This is a genomic window from Cellulomonas chitinilytica (assembly GCF_016862675.1).
In the GTDB taxonomy this organism is placed as follows: domain Bacteria; phylum Actinomycetota; class Actinomycetes; order Actinomycetales; family Cellulomonadaceae; genus Cellulomonas; species Cellulomonas chitinilytica.
This window is the reverse complement of record NZ_BONK01000004.1, coordinates 64,354-83,446: the sequence shown is the minus strand read 5'-3', so window position 1 is coordinate 83,446 and position 19,093 is coordinate 64,354. Positions and strand designations below refer to the sequence as shown.

19 protein-coding genes are annotated in these 19,093 nt (G+C 75.1%); 8 read left to right on the top strand and 11 right to left on the bottom strand.

The window, feature by feature from the left end; genetic code table 11:
- Window positions 1-31: 31 nt before the first annotated feature.
- The 3 genes from Cch01nite_RS06910 to Cch01nite_RS06900 form a co-directional block, all read right to left on the bottom strand.
- Window positions 32-931, bottom strand: a complete 900-nt coding sequence (locus Cch01nite_RS06910; RefSeq protein WP_203750354.1) for a nucleotidyl transferase AbiEii/AbiGii toxin family protein — start codon at window positions 929-931, stop codon at window positions 32-34.
- Window positions 928-1,512, bottom strand: a complete 585-nt coding sequence (locus Cch01nite_RS06905) for a type IV toxin-antitoxin system AbiEi family antitoxin domain-containing protein (protein ID WP_239070010.1) — start codon at window positions 1,510-1,512, stop codon at window positions 928-930. Before Cch01nite_RS06905 ends, Cch01nite_RS06910 begins: the two co-directional genes overlap by 4 nt.
- Before the next feature lie 105 nt (window positions 1,513-1,617).
- Entirely contained in the window at window positions 1,618-2,055 is a 438-nt protein-coding gene (locus Cch01nite_RS06900; RefSeq protein ID WP_203750353.1) for a VOC family protein, read from the bottom strand.
- Between the two features lie 62 nt (window positions 2,056-2,117).
- Between Cch01nite_RS06900 and Cch01nite_RS06895 the strand changes: the two genes are divergently transcribed.
- Window positions 2,118-2,480: a hypothetical protein gene (locus tag Cch01nite_RS06895; RefSeq protein WP_203750352.1), complete on the top strand. Its 363-nt coding sequence runs from the start codon at window positions 2,118-2,120 to the stop codon at window positions 2,478-2,480.
- A gap of 267 nt (window positions 2,481-2,747) precedes the next feature.
- Here Cch01nite_RS06895 and Cch01nite_RS06890 read toward each other — a convergent pair whose 3' ends face one another.
- The 3 genes from Cch01nite_RS06890 to Cch01nite_RS06880 are packed head-to-tail and all read right to left on the bottom strand — an operon-like array spanning window position 2,748 to window position 5,403.
- Window positions 2,748-3,413, bottom strand: a complete 666-nt coding sequence (locus Cch01nite_RS06890; protein WP_203751139.1) for a response regulator — start codon at window positions 3,411-3,413, stop codon at window positions 2,748-2,750.
- Between the two features lie 2 nt (window positions 3,414-3,415).
- The gene (locus tag Cch01nite_RS06885) at window positions 3,416-4,570 is read right to left on the bottom strand and encodes a sensor histidine kinase (RefSeq protein ID WP_203750351.1); all 1,155 of its coding nucleotides are present in this window, start codon (window positions 4,568-4,570) and stop codon (window positions 3,416-3,418) included.
- A 2-nt stretch (window positions 4,571-4,572) separates the two neighbouring features.
- The gene (locus Cch01nite_RS06880; RefSeq protein ID WP_203750350.1) at window positions 4,573-5,403 is read right to left on the bottom strand and encodes a CPBP family intramembrane glutamic endopeptidase; all 831 of its coding nucleotides are present in this window, start codon (window positions 5,401-5,403) and stop codon (window positions 4,573-4,575) included.
- Between the two features lie 187 nt (window positions 5,404-5,590).
- Here Cch01nite_RS06880 and Cch01nite_RS06875 point away from each other — a divergent pair, with 187 nt between their 5' ends.
- Both Cch01nite_RS06875 and Cch01nite_RS06870 read left to right on the top strand, forming a co-directional pair.
- Complete coding sequence (locus tag Cch01nite_RS06875; RefSeq protein ID WP_373309833.1) at window positions 5,591-6,193, top strand: SigE family RNA polymerase sigma factor; 603 nt, start codon at window positions 5,591-5,593, stop codon at window positions 6,191-6,193.
- Window positions 6,190-7,203: a hypothetical protein gene (locus Cch01nite_RS06870; protein WP_203750349.1), complete on the top strand. Its 1,014-nt coding sequence runs from the start codon at window positions 6,190-6,192 to the stop codon at window positions 7,201-7,203. The genes Cch01nite_RS06875 and Cch01nite_RS06870 overlap by 4 nt, the downstream gene beginning before the upstream one ends.
- An 11-nt stretch (window positions 7,204-7,214) precedes the next feature.
- Here the strand turns inward: Cch01nite_RS06870 and Cch01nite_RS06865 are convergent, their stop codons facing one another.
- The 5 genes from Cch01nite_RS06865 to Cch01nite_RS06845 are packed head-to-tail and all read right to left on the bottom strand — an operon-like array spanning window position 7,215 to window position 9,713.
- On the bottom strand, window positions 7,215-7,835 hold the full coding sequence (locus tag Cch01nite_RS06865; protein WP_203750347.1) for a dihydrofolate reductase family protein: 621 nt from the start codon (window positions 7,833-7,835) through the stop codon (window positions 7,215-7,217).
- The gene (locus Cch01nite_RS06860) at window positions 7,835-8,341 is read right to left on the bottom strand and encodes an SRPBCC family protein (protein WP_203750344.1); all 507 of its coding nucleotides are present in this window, start codon (window positions 8,339-8,341) and stop codon (window positions 7,835-7,837) included. The genes Cch01nite_RS06865 and Cch01nite_RS06860 overlap by 1 nt, the downstream gene beginning before the upstream one ends.
- A 3-nt stretch (window positions 8,342-8,344) precedes the next feature.
- Window positions 8,345-8,686 carry an ArsR/SmtB family transcription factor gene (locus Cch01nite_RS06855; RefSeq protein ID WP_203750341.1) on the bottom strand — a complete coding sequence of 114 codons (342 nt, stop codon included), beginning with the start codon at window positions 8,684-8,686 and terminating at the stop codon, window positions 8,345-8,347.
- 30 nt (window positions 8,687-8,716) lie between these two features.
- Entirely contained in the window at window positions 8,717-9,232 is a 516-nt protein-coding gene (locus tag Cch01nite_RS06850; RefSeq protein WP_203750338.1) for a hypothetical protein, read from the bottom strand.
- Window positions 9,233-9,290: 58 nt separating this feature from the next.
- Window positions 9,291-9,713, bottom strand: a complete 423-nt coding sequence (locus tag Cch01nite_RS06845) for a DUF5980 family protein (protein ID WP_203750335.1) — start codon at window positions 9,711-9,713, stop codon at window positions 9,291-9,293.
- A 168-nt stretch (window positions 9,714-9,881) separates the two neighbouring features.
- Here Cch01nite_RS06845 and Cch01nite_RS06840 point away from each other — a divergent pair, with 168 nt between their 5' ends.
- From Cch01nite_RS06840 to Cch01nite_RS06820, 5 genes are all read left to right on the top strand, one after another.
- A complete protein-coding gene (locus Cch01nite_RS06840; protein WP_203750332.1) occupies window positions 9,882-11,462 on the top strand; it encodes a beta-N-acetylhexosaminidase in 1,581 nt (526 codons plus the stop codon).
- A 69-nt stretch (window positions 11,463-11,531) separates the two neighbouring features.
- The gene (locus Cch01nite_RS06835; RefSeq protein WP_203750329.1) at window positions 11,532-12,443 is read left to right on the top strand and encodes an ABC transporter ATP-binding protein; all 912 of its coding nucleotides are present in this window, start codon (window positions 11,532-11,534) and stop codon (window positions 12,441-12,443) included.
- Entirely contained in the window at window positions 12,440-13,153 is a 714-nt protein-coding gene (locus Cch01nite_RS06830; protein WP_203750327.1) for an ABC transporter ATP-binding protein, read from the top strand. The genes Cch01nite_RS06835 and Cch01nite_RS06830 overlap by 4 nt, the downstream gene beginning before the upstream one ends.
- On the top strand, window positions 13,146-16,319 hold the full coding sequence (locus tag Cch01nite_RS06825; protein WP_203750325.1) for an ABC transporter permease: 3,174 nt from the start codon (window positions 13,146-13,148) through the stop codon (window positions 16,317-16,319). The genes Cch01nite_RS06830 and Cch01nite_RS06825 overlap by 8 nt, the downstream gene beginning before the upstream one ends.
- On the top strand, window positions 16,316-19,057 hold the full coding sequence (locus Cch01nite_RS06820) for an FtsX-like permease family protein (RefSeq protein WP_203750323.1): 2,742 nt from the start codon (window positions 16,316-16,318) through the stop codon (window positions 19,055-19,057). Before Cch01nite_RS06825 ends, Cch01nite_RS06820 begins: the two co-directional genes overlap by 4 nt.
- Window positions 19,058-19,093 lie beyond the last annotated feature (36 nt).

Here is a 19,093-nt window from a genome sequence, read left to right as displayed (position 1 = left end):
CCTCCGCGGGAGCGACCGCCATGCCCGAGCGCTACTCCGGGTCGGAGCCGGGCTCGCGCCACTCGTACGCGTCCGGGTTCCAGGTGGCGGCCATGGTGACGTTGCCCGCGTACACGGGGTCCACGAACGCCGCGACCAGCTCGGCCTGCGTGTCGAGGCTGCGCTCGGTCCTGTCCTCCAGCTGCCACGCGCGGCGCCACGCGGCCCACTTGGCTTGCCCGACCTCTCCGTACCCTTTGACGAGCGGCGCGAGAGGGCCAAGGTTCGCGCCGCGATGGGCGGCGGTGGCGTTGCCTGCGGCGTTGAGCTCGCCGGCGTTGAAGGTGTGCGTACGGGCCAGCGTCACGACATCCATCAGATCGCGCCATCGTGTGCTGGTCGTGCCTCGCTCGATGACTGTGACCGTCTTCTCGGCGACGACCGTCGGCAGCGGGTGCGCCCGCAGCGTGATGGTGTCTTCGGTGAGGATCGTGGGCAGCTCGATGGTGTCGATCTGCGGGCTGATCGGGTCGCCTGTGGACACGTCCACCTTGAAGGTGCTGACGTCGAACGTGTGCACGTGGGCGGCGACGTGCACCCGCAGCCCGGTGTAGGCGTCCTCGTCGCGGATCTGCTCGACCCATGCGTCCTCGACGTGCAGCACGAGGGCGTCCTCGGTGGCCACGTCGGCGACGGCGCGCACGACGGTCAGCAGGTGCGCCGCGTCGAGGTCCCGGTCGATGAGCTGGGCGTCGATGTCGCGTGTCGGGCGACGCAGGCCGTAGGCCGCGAGAAGCACGCCGCCCTTGAGGACGAAGTCGTCGCGGTACGGGGTCTGGGTCAGGCGCGCGAGGAAGCGTTCCAACGCGTACAAGGTGACGATCTCGCCGAATGCTCGTCCTCGTGCGTTGGCTTCGCGTCGTAGGGCGGCGTACGTCTGGGCGGGTCTCATGCGAGGTGGTTCAGCGCGTCTCGAAGCGGTCCCTGGGCTCGGGGCAGGGCGTCGGCGATGCTCAGCAGCGAGCTGGGGTGGCTGCCTCGACGGCGCAGCCACGTGCGTAGCGCTTCGATTCCGAGCTCGTAGCCGACTGTGCTGCGCAGGCGGAACGCGTCGACGATGGAGCGTTCGGCGGAGTAGAGGCCCACGGTGGCGTCGGAGCCTTCGATGGCGGTCGTGCTCCGGCCGATGGTGAACGTGTCGCCATCGAAGTGGTGCCACTGGATGGTCTGGCTGGTCGCGGGACGGCGTGTGCCGCGTGGCAGGGCCAGGTCGATGCGTGCGGGGATCGCATCGGTCAGGCGGTGGTGGGCGAGGGCTGACGCCAGGCACAGGGTCGAGAGCGGCTGCCTCCTGGCGGCGGCGTACAGGTCGGTGTCGTACGTCGCGGTCTCGGGTCGCTGGTAGAGCCCGTGGCCGATCCGCTCGACGCGCCCGTCGGCGGCGAGGCGCTGCAGCGCGCGGGGGTTGATCCCGGCGATGGCGGCGTCGTCGAGCGTGAACGCGCCGTCGGGCAGTGCGTCCAGGCGGTTCACGTCGCCCCTCCTTGGCTCGAGTGTCGCTTACCGTATACACATCATCTTAGATGAGTACAGATAACGACAACGTGCGAGCGATTTCCGACGGGAGCCGATCGACCCTCACGCCTTGCGCAGCTCCTCGGCGAGCATCACGAGGATGCCGCTGGGACCGCGGAGGTAGGTGAGCTTGTAGACGTCCTGATAGGTCGCCACACCGCGCAGCGGGTGGCACCCGTGCCGTGCGGCGATCTCCAGGGCTGCGTCGATGTCGTCGACGGAGAAGGCGACGCGGTGCATGCCGATCTCGTTCGGACGGGTGGGCTCCGTGTCGATCGCGTCGGGGTGGAGGTACTCGAAGAGCTCGAGGCGACCGTGACCGTCGGGCGTCTGGAGCATCGCGATCTTCGCGTGGTTGCCGTCGAGGCCGACGGCGGTGTCGGTCCACTCGCCGCTCACGGTGTCGCGGCCGACGACGGTGAGTCCGAGGTCGGTGAAGAAGGCGATCGTCGCGTCGAGGTCGCGGACGGCGATGCCGACGTTCTCCAGCTTGATGGGCATGCGACCGAGGCTAACGTCGGGCCCTGTCGAGGAGACGTTCCAGCGAGGGGTGACGCACGGGCATGGACGACATCCAGCACATCACGATGCCGGTGCGCGACTGGCAGCTGATCGACGCCACCGTCGACAACACCGTCGCCGTCGCGGCGGTCGACGGTGACGACGACCGCGTCGCGACCGGCAGGAGAGTTCGACGGACGGGATGGGCCGCGTCTGCGGCCCATCCGCACGTGGACGACGGGTCACTCGGGTGGCCCCCGCCCGACGCGTTCCTCTCCGTCGGTCTGCGGCTCGCGGACTGGTCGTTCGTCCTGGCGGAGCTCGAGGGCTGGGCGGCGGTCAGCGAGCGCGTCGGGTTGACCGAGGAACCCGACGACTCCGCTCGCATCGAGCGGTTCCTGCGCGCGCGCCTCGCCGGCCTGTAGGGACGACGGACGCTCGTCGAGACGGCACGCGCGGCGGCGGACGTGCCGTTCGACGAGGCGTTGACCGGGGTGCTGGCCAGAGCTGCCGCTGGAGCGCATCCTCCGGCGAGCGATGAGACTTCGAGAACGATGACGAGATGCGGCGGAGGCTGCCTCGGCTCGCGGCGCTCTGTCTCGACGGGGACGTCGACGAGGCGGGCGACGAGGGCTGACGGCGGCGGCCGCCGCCCGGCGCGCGGGAGGTCCGACGGGGATCGTCGCCGCCCGTCAGGTCACCAGGCCGCTGCGGTACGCGTAGACCACGGCCTGCACCCGGTCGCGCAGGTCGAGCTTGGTGAGGATGCGCGACACGTACGTCTTGACGGTCTCGTGGCTGAGGACGAGGGTCGCGGCGATCTCGCCGTTCGACAGCCCGTCGGCGATGAGGCGGAGCACCTCGAGCTCGCGCGGGGTCAGCCTGCTGTCGTCGGTGACGGGCTCCGGGGGGCTGATCCGGCTGGCGTACCGGCCGACGAGCTGCCGTGTCACCTCCGGTGCGAGCAGGGCGGCACCGGCGGCGACGGTGCGGATGCCGTCGAGCAGCTGCGCCGGTGGGGCGTCCTTGAGCAGGAACCCGCTGGCACCGGCGCGCAGGGCCTCGTAGACGTACTCGTCGAGGTTGAAGGTCGTGACGACGAGGACCTTGACGGGGTCCGGCACGCCGGCGCCGGCGAGCAGGCGGGTGGCCTCGATGCCGTCGAGCACGGGCATGCGGACGTCCATCACGACGACGTCGGGGTGCACCTGGCGGGTCAGGTCGACCGCGGCGCGTCCGTCGCCGCACTCGCCGACGACCTCGAGGTCGGGCTGGGCATCGATGATCGTCGCGAAGCCGGCGCGGATGAGGGCCTGGTCGTCGCAGACGAGCACGCGGACGGGCTTGTGGACAGGCACGGTCACGACGCGCCCGCCGCGGGGATGCGGGCCCGGACGACGAACGCGCCGCCGGGCTGACGTCCGGCGCTGAGCTCGCCGCCGAGCAGCCCGACCCGCTCGCGGAGCCCGGCCAGGCCGCGCTCGCTGCCGCCGACGGCCGCCGTCGGCGCGCCGGACCCGTCCGTGCTGACCTCGACGGTGATGTCGGCCGCGCCGTGGTGCACGCGGACGACGGTGCGGCTGCCGTGCGCGTGCTTGAGCGCGTTCGTCAGGCTCTCCTGGACCACCCGGTAGACGGCGACGTGGGCGGCGACCGCGTTCTGCGCCGGCCGGCCCTCCTCGACGTACTCGACGGGCTGGCCGGAGCGTCGCGTCTGCTCGACGAGGTCGTCCAGGTCGCCGACGGTCGGTGTGCGCGGTCCGGGTCCGTGGTCGGGGTCGAGCACGTCGAGGAGCTGTCGCAGGTCGCTGATGGCCCGGCGGCCCGTGTCGGTGACGGCCGTCAGGGTCTGGTCGAGGCGGCCGGGGTCGGCGGTCAGGTACCGGGCGGCCTCGGCCTGCACGACCATCGCGGTCACGTGATGGGTCACGACGTCGTGCAGCTCCCTGGCGAGGCGGGTCCGTTCGGCGGCCCGGGTGGTCTCGGCCACGCGCTGGCGACGTGCGACCTCGACGGCCCTCGTCTGGCGGAGCCACGCCCCGACGCCCCAGGCGACGGCCAGGAACAGGTAGAACGTCACGAACCCCGCGACGCCCTCGCCGGACCCGCGCCGGTCGAGGGCCACGGCGAGCGCCGCGTACGCCCCGGAGGCGACGACCATCGTCGTGCGCCGGTGGTGCTCCAGGTGCGCTGCCGCGCTGAGCACCGCGACGGGCAGAGCGACGCCCGCGACCGTGTGGTAGCCGCGGAGCTGGTCGACGGCGAAGCCGACCGAGACGAGCGCCAGGCAGACGGCCGGCCACCGGCGGCGGACCGCCAGCGGGGCGGACTGGAGCGCGATCGCCACGAGGGCGAGCGCATCGACCGGGCGGTCCGGCACGCCACCGAGCCGCGTCCCCTGGGTGTGCAGCGCCGGGACGAACGGTGCGAGGGCGACCGCCACCGCGAGCGGCAGGTCCCGCCGCGTGACGTCGTACCGCTGCCACGCGGCGGACACCCTCCGGAGGTCGGTCACGGTCAGACCGTAACGGTCTGCTCGGCCGGGGCGCGGTGCCGGCGGCTCGGCACGAGACGACCGCGGCGGGCGGCCATGCGCAGGAAGACGACGGTGAGCGTCAGCCCGGCGAGCACGGAGAACAGGCTCGCCTCCGGGCCGAACGCGCCACCGGACAGGAGGACGGGACCCGACGTGACGCCGACCAGCAGACCCTGCGACTGGTCGCTGCCCGAGACCACCGTGCCGAAGATGCCGGCCTGGGCGAAGTTCCAGCCGATGTGCAGGCCGATCGGCAGCCACAGGGTGCGGGTCGCGACGAACGCGGCACCGAGCATGAGTCCGGCCTCGACGGTGATCGCGATCGCCCCCCAGAGGGTGGCCTCGGGGTTGACCAGGTGCAGCGCACCGAACATCGCCGCGGTCAGCAGCAGGGCGCCGAACGTGCCCGCGCGCTCCTCGATGATCCGGAACAGGACGCCGCGGAAGACGAGCTCCTCGGCGGCGGCGGCGGCGAGCGTCGCACCGAGCACGCCCAGGGCGACGGTGACCGAGCCCCAGCCGTCGATCCGGTACCCGCCGGCGACGGTGATCGCCAGGATCACGGCCACGAACATCAGCACGCCGATCCCGAGGCCCCGGCCGAGGGCCGAGCGGGCCCCGGCCAGTCCCACCTCGACCGGTTCCCGGTGCTCGGTCCTGCGCACCACCCACGCGTACGCGAGGAGGGTGAGCACCGCCGCCACCGCACCCACGAGGAGCTGGAGGAGCCAGCTCCCCCCGACCAGACCGACCGCCACCCTGCCGACGACGGCGACGCCTCCCACGGTCCCGAGCTGCTTCAACAGACGCATGACGTTCCTCCTCGACAGGGCCTCAGCGGGGTGCTGCGGCTCGTCAAGGACGCTACGGATCCGGGGTGTTCCAGCACGTCACCGCGTGGAGGGCAGTCGTGGGTAGCTCTCACGGGGGACACGCGAGCTCGCATCCGGGTGGCAACCTTTGCCTGCCGCCGTGCGTGTGAAGGGTGTGACTGCACTCGTGTCCGACTCAGACCCGTCCCGGGCGCCGTCGTCGACGGCCGGGTCAGGGGCGGTCGTCGGCGAGGTCGGCATCCTCCCGACCGGTGGGACCCGGACCGACCACGACGCGGAGTTCACCGCGTTCGCCGCGGCGGCCAGGGGCGAGCTCGGCAAGACGGCGTGGCTGCTGACGGGTGACGCGCACCTCGCCGCCGAGCTCGTGCAGGACGCGCTCGTGCGGACGTACGTCGCGTGGCCGCGGGCACGCCAGACGGACCCGCTGGCGTACGCCCGTCGCGTGCTCGCGAACTCCCGCATCGACATGTGGCGGCGGCGGCGTCGCGAGGTCCTGAGCGCGCCGGCGTCGGTCCCGGACTCGGCCCGGGCCAGCGAGTCGGTCGTCGTCGAGCACCGCGACGAGCTCGTCCGGGCCCTGGCGCGGCTGACCACCCGGCAGCGGCGCGTCGTCGTGCTGCGCTACCTGGTCGGGCTGACCGAACGGGAGGTCGCGGCCGACCTCGGGGTGAGCGTCGGCGCGGTCAAGTCGCAGGCGTCCCGCGGGCTCAGCCTCCTGCGGGCGCACCTGGGGCCGTTGGGCGACGACGAGGGAGGGCCGCGATGAGCCACGACGTCATCCCCGACGACCTCTGGGTCGACAGGTTGCGGGAGCGCGCCGACCGGGCCGCGCCGGACGTCCCCACCGACGTCGACGTCACGCTGCGCCGAGGGCGCCGCCGGCGCACCGTCCGCAGGGTCGCGGTGGTGGGTGGGGTCGCGGTGGTCGCCCTCGCGGTCGCGCTCGGTGCGGCGCCCGCGATGCGGTTCGTCGCGGACGACGCGACCCCGGCGGTGCTGCCGGAGGACAGCGAGGTCGTGATCGACACGACCGACGGCACGATCACCCTGCCGCTCGACCGGTACTCCCTCACCGAGCAGGAGCAGGCCGAGGTGGTCCAGGCGAGCGCGCTGGCGATGCGCGCGTGCGCCGCGGACCGCGGGTACGAGATCACCGACCCCGTGTCGGAATCGCTCCTGGACCCAGCGACCGAACCCAACCCGGTCGGCGACCGTCGGTTCGGCGTGTGGTGGCTGCCGTCGGCCGAGCAGTTCGGCTACGGCGTCTGGGGCGTCCCGGCGCAGCGCTACGGCGTGGCGAAGCGGGTGGAGGACGAGGCTCGGACCGGCGAGCAGCAGGCCATCCTCGACCGGTGCGGCGAGACGCCGGCCGTCCAGCAGTTCTGGCCCAGCACCGAGCTGAGCGAGGTCCCCCCCGACTTCATCGAGCAGGCCGTGCAGAGCGACGCCGGCCAGCTCGTGCTGCGCGAGTGGGGGGACTGCCTGGCCTCCCACGGGCTGTACCGCGACGAGGGGCGTGGTCGCTGGGCCGTCACGGATGGCAAGCGCAACTCAGGAGACACGCTGGTGGCGAACGGCGGACCGCTCGACGAGACGAGCGCCGTCGTCGACGCCCGGTGCAAGGAGGACGTCGAGCTGGTGCCCCGGCTCGCGCAGATGGTCGCCGACCTGCAGGCACCGTTCATCGAGGCTCATCGCGGGGAGCTGACGGCCGTCCGCGCGAGGCTCGACGTGGCGCTGCACTCCGCACGGGAGTACGTCGCCCAGCACCCGTGACCCGGAGGCTGCTACCGCTCCCGGACGGCGTACGTCAGGTGGGTGACCCGCTGCGTCGGCTCGGCACGGACCTGCTCCAGGGCGACCCGACCCGCGTCGACGCCCTCGAACAGGCGGATCCCCGTGCCGAGCAGCACGGGCGACAGGGCGATCGAGAACTCGTCGACCAGGCCCGCGTTGACGTGCTGCAGGATCGTCGCGCCGCCGCCGGCGATGCGGACGTCACGGTCGCCGGCGGCCTCTCGGGCCTGGTCGAGCGCGGCCTCGATGCCGTCGTTCACGAAGTGGAACGTGGTGCCGCCCGGGCGCTCCCAGGGGTCGCGCCGCTCGTGCGTCACGACGAAGACGGGGGTGTGGAACGGTGCCTCGTCGGGCCACGCGTGCTCCCCGGCGTCGAACATCCGCCTGCCCATCACGCTCGCGCCGGTGCGCGCGAACGTCTCGCGCAGGATGTCGTCGTCGCGCCCTTCCTCGCCGCCCTCGCCGAGCTGCAGGTTCTCCCGGAAGAACCGCTGCGGGAAGACCCACTGCTGCAGCTCCCTCCACTGCGGCCCCATGAGGTCGTCGAGGGACTCGGGCGCGATGATCCCGTCCAGCGACATGGTCACGCTGAAGAACACCGTCCCGGCCATCAGGGCTCCGTTCCCGTCCCGGCGGTCCGGGTGACGTAGGCCGCGAGGTGGCCGAGCGTCTGCCGGCCGCCCTCGATCGCGTGGTACTTCTCGACCGCCTCGTCGCGCTGCGCCGCGGTCCGGAAGACGGTGCGCATCTCGAGCCGGGTGGTGGCGCCGTCGGGCGTGAACGTCAGGACCGACTCGAAGGAGTCCGGGTCGTCGCGGTGCTCGCCGTGCCGCAGGGCGATCCGCTCCGGCGGGGTGATCTCGGTCCAGGAGATCCACTCGGGGTAGTCCGTCCCGTCGGGTCCGTGCATCACGAAGTCCCACTCCCCGCCGACGCGGAACTCGAACGCCCGCGTGGTGGTGGTGAACCCTTCCGGTCCCCACCACTGCGACAGGTGCCGCACCTCGGTGAACGCCTCGAACACGAGCTCGGGTGGGGCGCTGATGGACCGGGAGACCACGATCTCGCGGTCGGCCGTGGCGGGCTGCGCGGTCGGCGTGTGCTCCGTCGTGCTCATCGGTCACTCCTCCTGCGGTGCGTGGGTGAGGTCCTGCACGTACGCGTCCAGCCGGTCGAAGCTCTCGTTCCAGAACCGCTCGAACCCGCCGGTCCACTCGTGGACCGGTCGCAGCCCGCGGGCGTCGAGGCAGTAGACCCGCTGCTTGCCCGCCTTGCGGTCGCGGACCAGCCCGACCTCGCGGAGCACCCGCAGGTGCTTGGACGCCCCCGGCTGGGTCATCCCGAGCTCGTGGGCGAGCTCGGTCACCGGCCGCTCGCCGGCCCGCAGGAGCGCGAGGATCTCCCGGCGCTGCGGCTCGGCGATCGCGTTGAAGACGTCCGACGTGGTCGCTGCCCGTGCCATCCTGCGATCATATGTCTATATCGGCATGCGTCAATGGTCGAGCCAGCGGTCGGTCGCGGCGGCCAGGTCGCCGATCGGCCCGTCGACGACGATCGAGCGGCAGCCCGAGTCCTCCATCGCCACCGTCGGCCCCCACACCGGCACGAGTGCCGCCGCGGCCCGCAGCGCCGCGTGCGGGTGCGGCTTGTCGAGCCCGATCGCGACGACGGGCGTGCCCGGGTCGAGGCGTTCGGGTGGTCGGTGGTACTCGCCGGGCTCCGTGTGGTCGATGAGGAAGACGCAGGTCAGCGCCGTCTCGCCCCAGGCGTCGTCCTCGTCGCCGTCCTCGGCGTCGTCGCGGCGCAGGTGGTCGAGCGCGTCGTCGACCAGCGGCGACGTGCTGCCCGACAGCCCGGCGGCCCTGAGCAGGCGCAGGACGTCGGCGGCGCCGACCGGCGCCCCGGGTGGGGGTGGCGCCTCGGGCAGCGGGTCGACGGCGCACTCCGCCAACCACTCCCAGGCGTCACCCATCCCCGACAACGGCAGCAGCGTCGCGCCCCATCCCATGGCGCGCAGTATGTCCCAGGGTGGGGTGGTCCGGACGACGTGCGGCGATCCTCGCCGGCTAGTACCGGCGGCAGCTCGTCGCGTTCACCACCAGGGTGATCGGCACCCTGTCGGTGGACCTCGCGTCGCTCGCCCACAGCGACGCCGTGTAGGTGCCGACGGCCGTCCCGGCGGGCACCGCGACCGCCACGTACGCCAGCGAGCCGACGCCGTCGCTCGAGCCCGGCGGGACCGGTGCGTAGAAGGTGGAGGTCGACGCACCCGCGGGCAGGGCGCTCGCGCCGACGTCGATCTGGTGGGTCCAGGTGCCCTTGACCCAGATGCCGAAGTAGCTCGTGCCACCACGCGTGCTCACGACGCACGTCCGCTGGTGGTTGTCGATGAGCTGCCAGGTGCCGGCCGCCGACGCGGGCGTGGTGCCCACCAGGCCGAGCAGGAGTGCGCTGAGGATCAGCGTCCAGACGATCCGCCGACGATCCATGGGGTCCCCTCTTCCCGGGCGGCGATCCGGCTCCGGACCGGTCGACGTCGTCCCGTACGGCCCTGTGTCCCGAGCAGCCGGTCGACGGGCACGCCACCCACCTAGGGGACGTCCGCAGGGGCCTTCTGGTTCAACGAGATGCCAGACTCGCGCGGGACGGGAGGCCTGATGACACGGTGGCGCACGGGTGCGGGGATCACGGCGGGGCTGGTCGGAGCGGTGCTCGTGCTCGCCGCGTGCACGCCGCCCCCGGCGGAACCTCCACCGGCGGGCGCCGTGGGCCCGAGCGTCGTGCCGCGGCCGGTCGAGCTGACGGCGGGGGAGGGTGCGCCGTTCGTGCTCGGCACCAGCGCCACGGTGTCGGCCGACCCGGAGCTCGCCGGGCCCGCCGCCGCGCTCGTCGAGCTCCTGCACGAGGACACCGGGGTCGCCGTGGCCACCGGCGGGGCCGCCGGCCCGGCCGACGCCGACGTCCGGCTCACGGTGGACCCCGCCGTCACCGGGTACGACGGCTACCTCCTGCACGTCGACGACAACGGCATCGACATCGCCGCGGCCGAGCCATCAGGCGCGTTCGCGGCCGTGCAGACGCTGCGGCAGCTCGTGCCGCTCGGCGACCCGGGGGCCGCGCGCGAGGTCCCCGCGGTGGACGTGCGCGACCACGCCCGGTTCGCCTACCGCGGCGCGATGCTCGACGTCGCCCGGCACTTCTTCGGCGTGCAGGACGTCGAGCGGTACGTCGACGACGTCGCGCTGCTCAAGGTCAACCACCTGCACCTGCACCTGACCGACGACCAGGGCTGGCGGATCGCGATCGGCTCGTGGCCGCGCCTCACCGAGGTCGGCGCCGCCAACGCGGTCGACGGCGACCCCGGCGGCTTCTACACGCAGGACGACTACCGCGCGATCGTCGCCCACGCGGCGGCGCGGGGCGTCACGATCGTCCCCGAGATCGACATGCCCGGGCACACCAACGCCGCGCTCGCGTCGTACGGCGAGCTCAACCCTGACGGACGGGCGGTCCCCGCGTACAGCGGCATCGAGGTCGGCTTCAGCACGCTCGACCCGGAGAGCGAGACGACGTACCGGTTCGTCGAGGACGTGCTCGACGAGGTCGCCGCCCTCACGCCGGGCCCCTACCTGCACATCGGTGGCGACGAGTCCCGAGCCACGTCCGACGAGCAGTACGCGGCGTTCGTGACCCGGGCGGCGCAGATCGCCGCCGGGACCGGCAAGACGGTCGTGGGGTGGCACGAGATCGCGGACGCCGGCCCGCTGCCGCCCGGCACGGTCGGCCAGTACTGGAGCTACGTGCGCCCCGAGACGAAGGGGCTCGCGCAGCGCGTGCGGTCGTTCGTCGACCGCGGCGGCCGGCTGATCATGTCGCCCGCCGACGCGACGTACCTCGACATGAAGTACGACGCCTCGACGCCGCACGGGCTGCAGTGGGCGCGCGGGTTCACCGACCTGGCCGAGGCGTACTCGTGGGACCCGGCGCAGGTCGTCGACGGCGTCGGCGACGACGACCTGCTCGGCGTCGAGGCGCCGCTGTGGACCGAGACGCTCCGGACGGTCGAGGACGTCGAGTCGATGGCGTTCCCGCGGCTCGCGGCCGTCGCGGAGATCGCCTGGACCCCGCAGCAGGACCGGCAGCTCGACGACCTCAAGGCCCGGCTGGTGCCGCTCGGAGAACGCTGGGACGCCGCCGGCGTGACCTACACGAAGGTCCCGCAGGTGTCCTGGAGGTGATCACGACAGCAGGAGCGGGGCGTTGCCCTAGCCTGCGGGTGCAGGTTCGTCCGACGAAGGGAGCCGCCGGTGTCCGAGAGCACGCTCGAGGCCCTGGGTGGCGGCGCGGCGCCCCCCGCGCAGTTCGGTCATGACGCACTCGTCGTCTGCGACAACCTGGTGCGGATCTTCCAGTCGGGCAGCGTCGAGGTGCAGGCCCTGCAGGGCCTGGACCTGCTGGTCGACGAGGGCGAGATGGTCGCGGTCGTCGGCGCCAGCGGCTCGGGGAAGTCCACGCTGCTCGCGGTGCTGTCCGGGATGGACGCGCCGACGGCCGGCAAGGTGCGCGTGGGCCGCTGGGACCTGATGGCGATGCACGCGAGCGACCGCGTCGCGTACCGGCGCACGATGGTCGGCTTCGTGTGGCAGCAGACGTCGCGCAACCTGCTGCCGTACCTGACGTCCCGGCAGAACGTCGCGCTCCCGATGACGGGCACGCCTCGCCGGCAGCGGGCCGCGCGGGCCGGCGACCTGCTGGACCTCGTGGGCGTCGGGCACCTGGCCGACCGGCAGCCGCACGAGATGTCCGGCGGTGAGCAGCAGCGCGTCGCGATCGCGACCGCGCTCGCCAACGAGCCGCAGCTGCTGCTGGCCGACGAGCCGACCGGGGAGCTCGACACCACCACCGCGCAGGAGGTGTTCGACGCCCTGCGGACCGCGAACCGGGAGGCGGGCACCACGGTCGTCGTCGTCACGCACGACCAGGCGGTCAGCGGGCAGGTGGAGCGCACCGTCGCGATCCGGGACGGGCGGACCAGCAGCGAGGTGCTCCGGCGGCACACCGGCGGCGACGCCACGCACGAGGAGTACGCGGTGATGGACCGGGCGGGTCGCGTGCAGGTGCCGAAGGAGTACCGCGACGCCCTCGCGCTGACCCGGCGCGTGCGCCTCGCGCTGGAGGGCGACCACGTGAGCGTCCGGCCCGACGGCAGCGCCCGGTGAGCGCGCAGCCGGGGGTCGAGCCGGGCGCGACCGTCCGCCTCCGGGACGTGCACCGCACCTTCGGCGAGGGCCGCTCCGCCGTGCACGCCCTGCGCGGCGTCGACCTCGACGTGGCGCCGGGCGAGCTCGTGGCGGTCGTCGGCCGGTCCGGCTCGGGCAAGACGACGCTGCTCAACCTCGTCGGCGGGCTCGACCGTCCCGACGAGGGCAGCGTGCGGGTCGACGACGTCGACGTGGCCGCGCTGACCGAGGACGGGCAGGCGCTGCTGCGCCGCGACCGGGTCGCGTTCGTCTTCCAGACGTTCGGCCTGATCCCCGTGCTGACCGCGGCCGAGAACGTCGGCGTCCCGCTGCGCCTGCGCGAGACACCGGTCGCCGAGCGGGAGCGCCGCGTCGAGATGCTGCTCGACCTCGTCGGGCTGGCCCCGCACGCGCTCCAGCGGCCCGACGAGCTGTCCGGCGGCCAGCAGCAGCGGGTCGCGATCGCGCGGGCGCTCGCCGGGTCGCCGCGGCTGCTCGTCGCCGACGAGCCGACGGGGCAGCTCGACAGCGAGACCGGGCTGGCGGTCATGGCGCTGATCCGCGGCGTCGTCGAGGCGGAGGGCATGACCGCGCTGGTCGCCACGCACGACCCGGTGATGATCGCGCTCGCGGACCGCGCGGTGCGCCTCGTGGACGGCCGGCTCGTCGGGGACGGCGCGCGTGTCTGACCTCTGGTGGCGCCGCGGGCGGGCCCAGGTGGGCGTGCTCGCGGCGGTGCTGGCGGTCATGGTCGCCGGCGCGGCGCTGATCGGCGCGTGCGTCCTGCTCACGACGGCCTCCCCGCAGCGGGCGCTGCAGCTCGCGATCGTCCGCGCCCCCGCCGCGGACGTCCAGGTCGGCGTGGCGCTGGGCTTCCCGGACGACCCCGACGACCCGGACGTGACCGAACGCGTCGCGGCGACGGCACGGGACGCCTCGGGGGCGGTCGCCGACGCGACGGCCCTGCTCACCGCCCCCTTCGGGGACCTCCCGGCGACGGTCACCACGTGGACGTCGACCGTCATGCGCTACCTGCCGCCCGACGCGGGTCCGCTGCGCCTGGCGTACCTCGCCGAGCTCGACGACCCGGACGCGCGCGGGACGGTCGCGTCGGGGCGCTGGCCCACCGCGGCGGGTGAGGTCGCGCTGCCGACGTCGACGGCCCGCGCGCTCGGCCTCGACGTCGGGAGCACGACGACGCTCGCTGCCACCCCGGGCGGCCCCGGCGGCGCGCCGCTGACGGTCGTGGGGACGTTCGTGCCCCGGCCGGGAGCCCCGTGGCAGGAGGACCCGCTGGACGGCAGCGGGGTGGGCGAGAACTACCGCGGCGCCATCTCCGCCTACGGCCCGCTGGTCGTCGCGCCGGGCGGGGCCGTCGCGAGCGGGATCCCCCTGCTCCGCGTCACGCTGCGCGTGCAGCCCGACCTGTCGGGTGCGAGCGCCGTCGACGTGACCCGGGCCGGCACGGCGGTCGACGCGCTCCGCGGCGAGCTCGACAGCACCCTCGGCGACCGCACGGAGAACGTCGTGACGGACCTGCCGTTCGCGCGCACGCTCGACGCCGCGCGCCAGCAACGAGGGGTGACCGGCTCCGGGGTGCTCGCGGTGGCCCTGCTGGGCGCCGCGCTCGTCGGGACGACCGTGGTGCTGGCCGCGCGGCTCGTCGCCGCCCGGCGCGCGCCCGAGGCGGCGCTCCTCGCCGCCCGCGGGATGGGCAGGAGCCGCCTGGTCGGCCAGGCCGCCGCCGAGGCCGGGGTCCTCGCCCTGCTGTGCGTCGTCCCCGCGACCGCGCTCGCGGTCGCGCTCCACCGGGTGCTCGCGGACGCGGTCGGCCTCGGCCCCGCGGATCTCCCCGAGGGCGGGCTGCTGCGGCTCGCCGGAGTCGTCACCGCGGTCGCGCTCACGCTCGGCGTGCTCCTGGTGCTGCCGTGGCTGCGCACCGGGACGCCGCGCGGCACCCGCGAGGACCGGGTCGGCGTGGTCGCCCGCTCCGGGGCCGACCTCGTGCTCCTCGCGCTCGCGGCCGTCGCCTTCCTGCAGCTGCGCGCTCACCAGGTCGCGACGGGCGCCGTGGCCGACCCGGTGCTCGTCGTCGCCCCGGTGCTGTGCCTGCTGGCGGGCGCGGCGCTCGCCCTGCGCCCGCTCCCGCTGCTCGCCCGGCGGGCCGACGCGCGCGCCCGCACGGCCCGCTCGCTGACCCTGCCGCTCGCGGCCTGGGGGGCGGCCCGTCGACCGCAGGGCGCCGCGGCGGCGTTCCTCGTGGTGCTGGCGACGGCGTGCGCGACGTTCGGCGTCGGGTTCGCCGCGACGTGGGTGCGGTCCCAGGGCGACCAGGCGGCGGCGGCCGTCGGTACCGACCTGGTGGTGCCGGCACGTGCGCTCGGCACCGGCGCCTCGCTGCGTGAGGCGACGAACGGGCAGGTCAGCCCGGTGACGAGCCGGACGGTCACGCTCGGCTCACGGGTGCAGAGCGCCGACGAGGCCGTGCACCTCGTCGCGGTCGACACGCGGCACGCCGACGGGCTGCTGCGCGGGCGCCTGCCGGCCGGCGGCTGGGCGCACACCACGTCCGGGCTGGCACCCGCGGAGGCCGTCGGGGGAGTGCTGCTGACCGGCACGAGCGCGGACCTGGTCGTGTCCGGCCACGTCGCGGACGACGTCGCGATCGACGCCGACCTCAGCCTCGTCGTGCAGGACGCCGACGGCGCACGCGCCGCGCTGGCCGCGGGCGTGGTGCCGCTGGACGGCGCTCCGCACACCGTCACCGTCGCCGTCCCGCAGGACGCCCGCGTGGTCGGCGTGGACGCCCGGCTCTCGGCCTTCGGCGACGCCGCCGATCCCGACCAGCAGAGCGACGTCCCGTTCGACCTGGACCTGACGCTGCGCGACGCGACGCCGGCGTCCGGCAGCACCTGGTCCGTCGCGCGTGCACGGGGCGAGGAGTACGTCGTGGCGGCGCTCGACCACGTCACGGCCACGACCGCGCCCGACGGCGTGCGGCTGACCCTCGACGGCACCGCGTACCTGCCGGGCCTGTACTGGTCGGACGGCACGCTCACCGCGCTCGCGTTCCGTCCCGTCGAGGAGGTGCCCGTCGTGGTCTCGGCCCGGCTGGCCGGCCAGCTCGGCCTGAAGGTCGGCGACGGCGTGCAGCTCGCGCTCGGGCTGACCCCCGTGCACGCGAAGGTCCTCGGCATCACGGCGTACGTCCCGTCGCAGCCGCGCGCGCCGGCGCTGCTGGCCGACGTCGACGCCCTGTCCCGCGCCGCCCTCAGCCACGGCGGCCTCGACACCCTGACCGACGAGTGGTGGGTCGGTGGCGCGCCCCCTCCCGGCGCCGCCCGCACGCTCGCGGCCCAGGGGCTCGGTCCTGTGACCGCACGCGCCGCCGTGGCGCAGGAGAGCGCCGACGGTCCGCTCCGTGCTCCGCAGCGGGCGGCCACCGCACTCCTGGTCGTCGCGGCCCTCGTGCTGACCCTCGTCGGGACCGCGCTGCACTCCACGACCGCGCTCGAGGCGCGCGAGCTCGACGTGGCCCGCCTGAGCGGGCTGGGCGCCTCGCGACGGTCGGTGCTCGCGTCGCTGCTCGCCGAGCAGGCCATCGTCACGGGCGCGTCGCTGCTGGCCGGCGCTGTGCTGGGCGCCCTCGCCTGCTGGGCCGTCGGCCCCCTGCTCGTGCTCTCCCCGCAGGGGCTCGCGCCCGTGCCGGCGGCGGCCGTGCAGTGGCCGTGGCCCGCCCAGGTGGCGATGGTGCTCGTGCTGGTGCTCGGCTGCGCCGCGCTCGTCGTGCCGCTCACCGCCCGTGCGGTGCGGCGCGCGACGATCGCCCGGCTGCGGATGGACCCGGTCGCATGAGGGTCGCGTGGCGCCGGGCCCGCGCCGACCTGTGGCCGCTGCTCGTCACGGTCCTCGTCGTCGCGCTCACGGTGATGCTCACCGACGCGGTGCCCCGGCTGCTCGTCGCCCGGGCCGACACCGCCGTCCGGACCGCCGTCGCGCAGGCCGACCCGCCCACCGACCTGGTGGTCACCAGCCTCTACGGTCCGGGGGCGTCGGACCCGACCGCGGGCGCCGCGGACACCACGGGGGGCGTCGACGACGCGGCGCGCCGGATCGAGGACGCGCTGCCGCCGTCGCTGCGCCCGGTGCTCGGGCCGCCCGTCGCCTCCGCGACGAGCATCGACCTCGGGTTCAGCACCCCCGGGCTGCCGACCGGGGGCGTCCTGTGGATGACGTACCTGTGGGCGGGCCAGGAGCCCGCCGTCCGCTGGCTCGACGGGGTCGCCCCGGGCCGCCCGGGACCCGACGGCGCCGTGCAGCTCGCGCTGTCGGACGACGTGGCGCGCACGCTCGGCGTCGGGGCCGGCGGCACGTTCCAGGTGGTCTTGCCCGACCACACCACGGTGCCGGTGCTGGTCACGGGCGTGTTCGCGCCGCAGGACCCGGGCGCGGCCGTGTGGGCGGCCCGACCCGAGGTGCTGCGGCCGCGCGTGGTCGGGCCACGCAGCGAGCCGACGACGGTGGTGGGCGGGCTGCTGTCCGCGGCCTCGCTCCCCGCGGCCCGCGCCGCGCTCGAGCCCGACGGCGTGACCCGCAGGTTCCAGTTCCCCGTGGACCCCGGGGCGGTGGACTACCGGAGCTCCGAGGCCCTCGCCACGCAGGTCGCGGCGCTCGAGGCGTCACCCGACGTGCTGCTCGCTCCGGGACCCCAGCCCACGGTGACGTCCCGGCTCGACCTGCTGCTCTCGCAGGCGCGGCAGCACGTGGCGGCGACGTGGTCGCAGGCCATGGTGGTGCTCGCCGGGCTGGCGTGCGGCGCCGTGCTCGTGCTGCTGGTCGCCGCCGACCTCCTCGCTCGGCGACGCGCGGTGGCGCTGCGCACGGTGCGGGCGCGTGGCGCCTCCCTCGCCGGCATCGCCGGGCAGGCCGGAGCCGAGTCCGCGGTGGTCGTCGGCGCGGGGGCGGCGGTGGGCCTGACGCTCGGCGCCCTCGTGGCACCCGGCGCGGTGACGTGGCCGTGGGTCGTCGTCATCCTGGTCGTGGGCGTGCTCGCGCCGCCCGCGACCGCCGCGGTCACGGCGGCGCGCAGCGAGGCCCGGCGCGTCCCGACCGACCGGCACCGCCGGCGCCTCGCGCAGCGCGTCCGCACGGTGCGGCGGGTCTCGGTCGAGGTCGCGCTGCTCGTGCTGGCGGTCGCCGCGCTGGCCGCCCTGCGCCGGCGCGGCGCCCTGTCGATGTCCGGCGCCGCCGACCTCGCGCTCGCGGCCGCGCCCGTCCTCGTCGCCGCGGCGGGCGCGCTGCTCATGTGGCGCGCCGTCCCGCCGCTGTTGGGCGCGGCCCTGCGTTTCGCCCGCCGGTCCCGCAAGGCCGGGCCGTTGCTCGCCGTGGCGCGCGCCCGGTCCACAGGAGCGGTGCTGCCGTTCGTGGCGCTCGTCGTCGTGACCACGCTCGTCGCGCTGTGCGCCGCCCTCGCGGGCACCGTCCGCTCCGGGCAGGCGGACGGGTCGTGGGACGGCGTCGGGGCTGACGTCCTGGTCCGCACGACGACCCCGGACGCGGCGCTGCAGGACGTCGCGGGCGACCTGGCGGCCGCCGACGGTGTCGACGCGGTGGCGGTCGGGCGCGTGCAGGACCGGAGCCAGCTCTTCGACGTCCGTGGCGTCGACGCGGTGCGGGTCGTCGCGATCGACCCGGTGCCCTACGGCGAGCTGCTCGCCCGCACACCGTTCGGGCCGGCCCCGGCCCTCGCGGCACTGGCCGACGCGTCCGACGGCGCGACGACCCGCGCCACCCCCGGCCCGCTGCCCGCCCTCGTCGCCGACCCTCTGCTGGGCACCGAGCCGTCGCTGAGGTGGGGCGACGTGACGATCGACCTCCAGCCCGTCGGCCGGGTGCCCGCGCTGCCCGCGCAGCGGACCGACGGGTCGAACGCGGGCCCCACCGTGGTGGTGGACCGTGCGGCGCTGGCCGCGGTCGTCAGGGCGGCCGTCGCCGCACGAGCCGCGAAGGTGGGCTCCCGCCCCGTCGGGACCGAGCAGGCGGCGGTGGACCCGAACACCGTGTGGGCGGTCGGCCCGCACGCGGCCACGGCCGCCCGGGCGGCGGCCGAGCCGGTCGGGGGGACGGTGCTCGCCCGCACCCGGTGGCTGGCGGACCGGCGGTCCGACCCGCTGGCCGACGGGCTGCTGACCCTCCTCGTGCTGGTCGCGGCGGTGTGCGCCGGGCTCGCGGTCGTCGTCGTCGTCCTCGACGCGGCGGCGTCCGCTCCGGGTCGTGCCCGGTCGCTCGCGACGGCCCGGGTGCTCGGGCTGCGCGGTCGGGGGACGGCTCGGGTCGCTGCCGGGGAGCTGCTGCCGCCGACGCTGGTGGCCGCGCTCGGTGGCGTGCTGCTCGGCGTGCTGCTGGTCGGCGGGCTCGTCGCGCCGCTCGCGCTGCGGCTCGTCACCGGCCAGTCGGCCGACCCGTCGGTGGTGCTCTCGTGGTGGGCGGTCGTGCCGGTCGGGCTCCTGACGGCGACCGTGCTCGTGGTGGTCGCGGTCGAGTCCTCCGCCCGGCGGCGGGAGCGGCTGGGCCAGGTGCTGCGGGTGCGCTGACGAGTCCGGTCGCGTGCTGCGCCCGGCTCTCATGTG

Excerpts from the sequence above, each read along its gene's own strand:
- Cch01nite_RS06850 (WP_203750338.1), bottom strand. The coding sequence starts at position 9,232 with ATGGGATGGGGCGCGACGCTGCTGCCGTTGTCGGGGATGGGTGACGCC.
- Cch01nite_RS06855 (WP_203750341.1), bottom strand. The coding sequence starts at position 8,686 with ATGGCACGGGCAGCGACCACGTCGGACGTCTTCAACGCGATCGCCGAG.
- Cch01nite_RS06910 (WP_203750354.1), bottom strand. The coding sequence starts at position 931 with ATGAGACCCGCCCAGACGTACGCCGCCCTACGACGCGAAGCCAACGCA.
- Cch01nite_RS06900 (WP_203750353.1), bottom strand. The coding sequence starts at position 2,055 with ATGCCCATCAAGCTGGAGAACGTCGGCATCGCCGTCCGCGACCTCGAC.
- Cch01nite_RS06870 (WP_203750349.1), top strand. The coding sequence starts at position 6,190 with ATGAGCCACGACGTCATCCCCGACGACCTCTGGGTCGACAGGTTGCGG.
- Cch01nite_RS06880 (WP_203750350.1), bottom strand. The coding sequence starts at position 5,403 with ATGCGTCTGTTGAAGCAGCTCGGGACCGTGGGAGGCGTCGCCGTCGTC.
- Cch01nite_RS06845 (WP_203750335.1), bottom strand. The coding sequence starts at position 9,713 with ATGGATCGTCGGCGGATCGTCTGGACGCTGATCCTCAGCGCACTCCTG.
- Cch01nite_RS06865 (WP_203750347.1), bottom strand. The coding sequence starts at position 7,835 with ATGGCCGGGACGGTGTTCTTCAGCGTGACCATGTCGCTGGACGGGATC.
- Cch01nite_RS06860 (WP_203750344.1), bottom strand. The coding sequence starts at position 8,341 with ATGAGCACGACGGAGCACACGCCGACCGCGCAGCCCGCCACGGCCGAC.
- Cch01nite_RS06820 (WP_203750323.1), top strand. The coding sequence starts at position 16,316 with ATGAGGGTCGCGTGGCGCCGGGCCCGCGCCGACCTGTGGCCGCTGCTC.
- Cch01nite_RS06840 (WP_203750332.1), top strand. The coding sequence starts at position 9,882 with ATGACACGGTGGCGCACGGGTGCGGGGATCACGGCGGGGCTGGTCGGA.
- Cch01nite_RS06895 (WP_203750352.1), top strand. The coding sequence starts at position 2,118 with ATGGACGACATCCAGCACATCACGATGCCGGTGCGCGACTGGCAGCTG.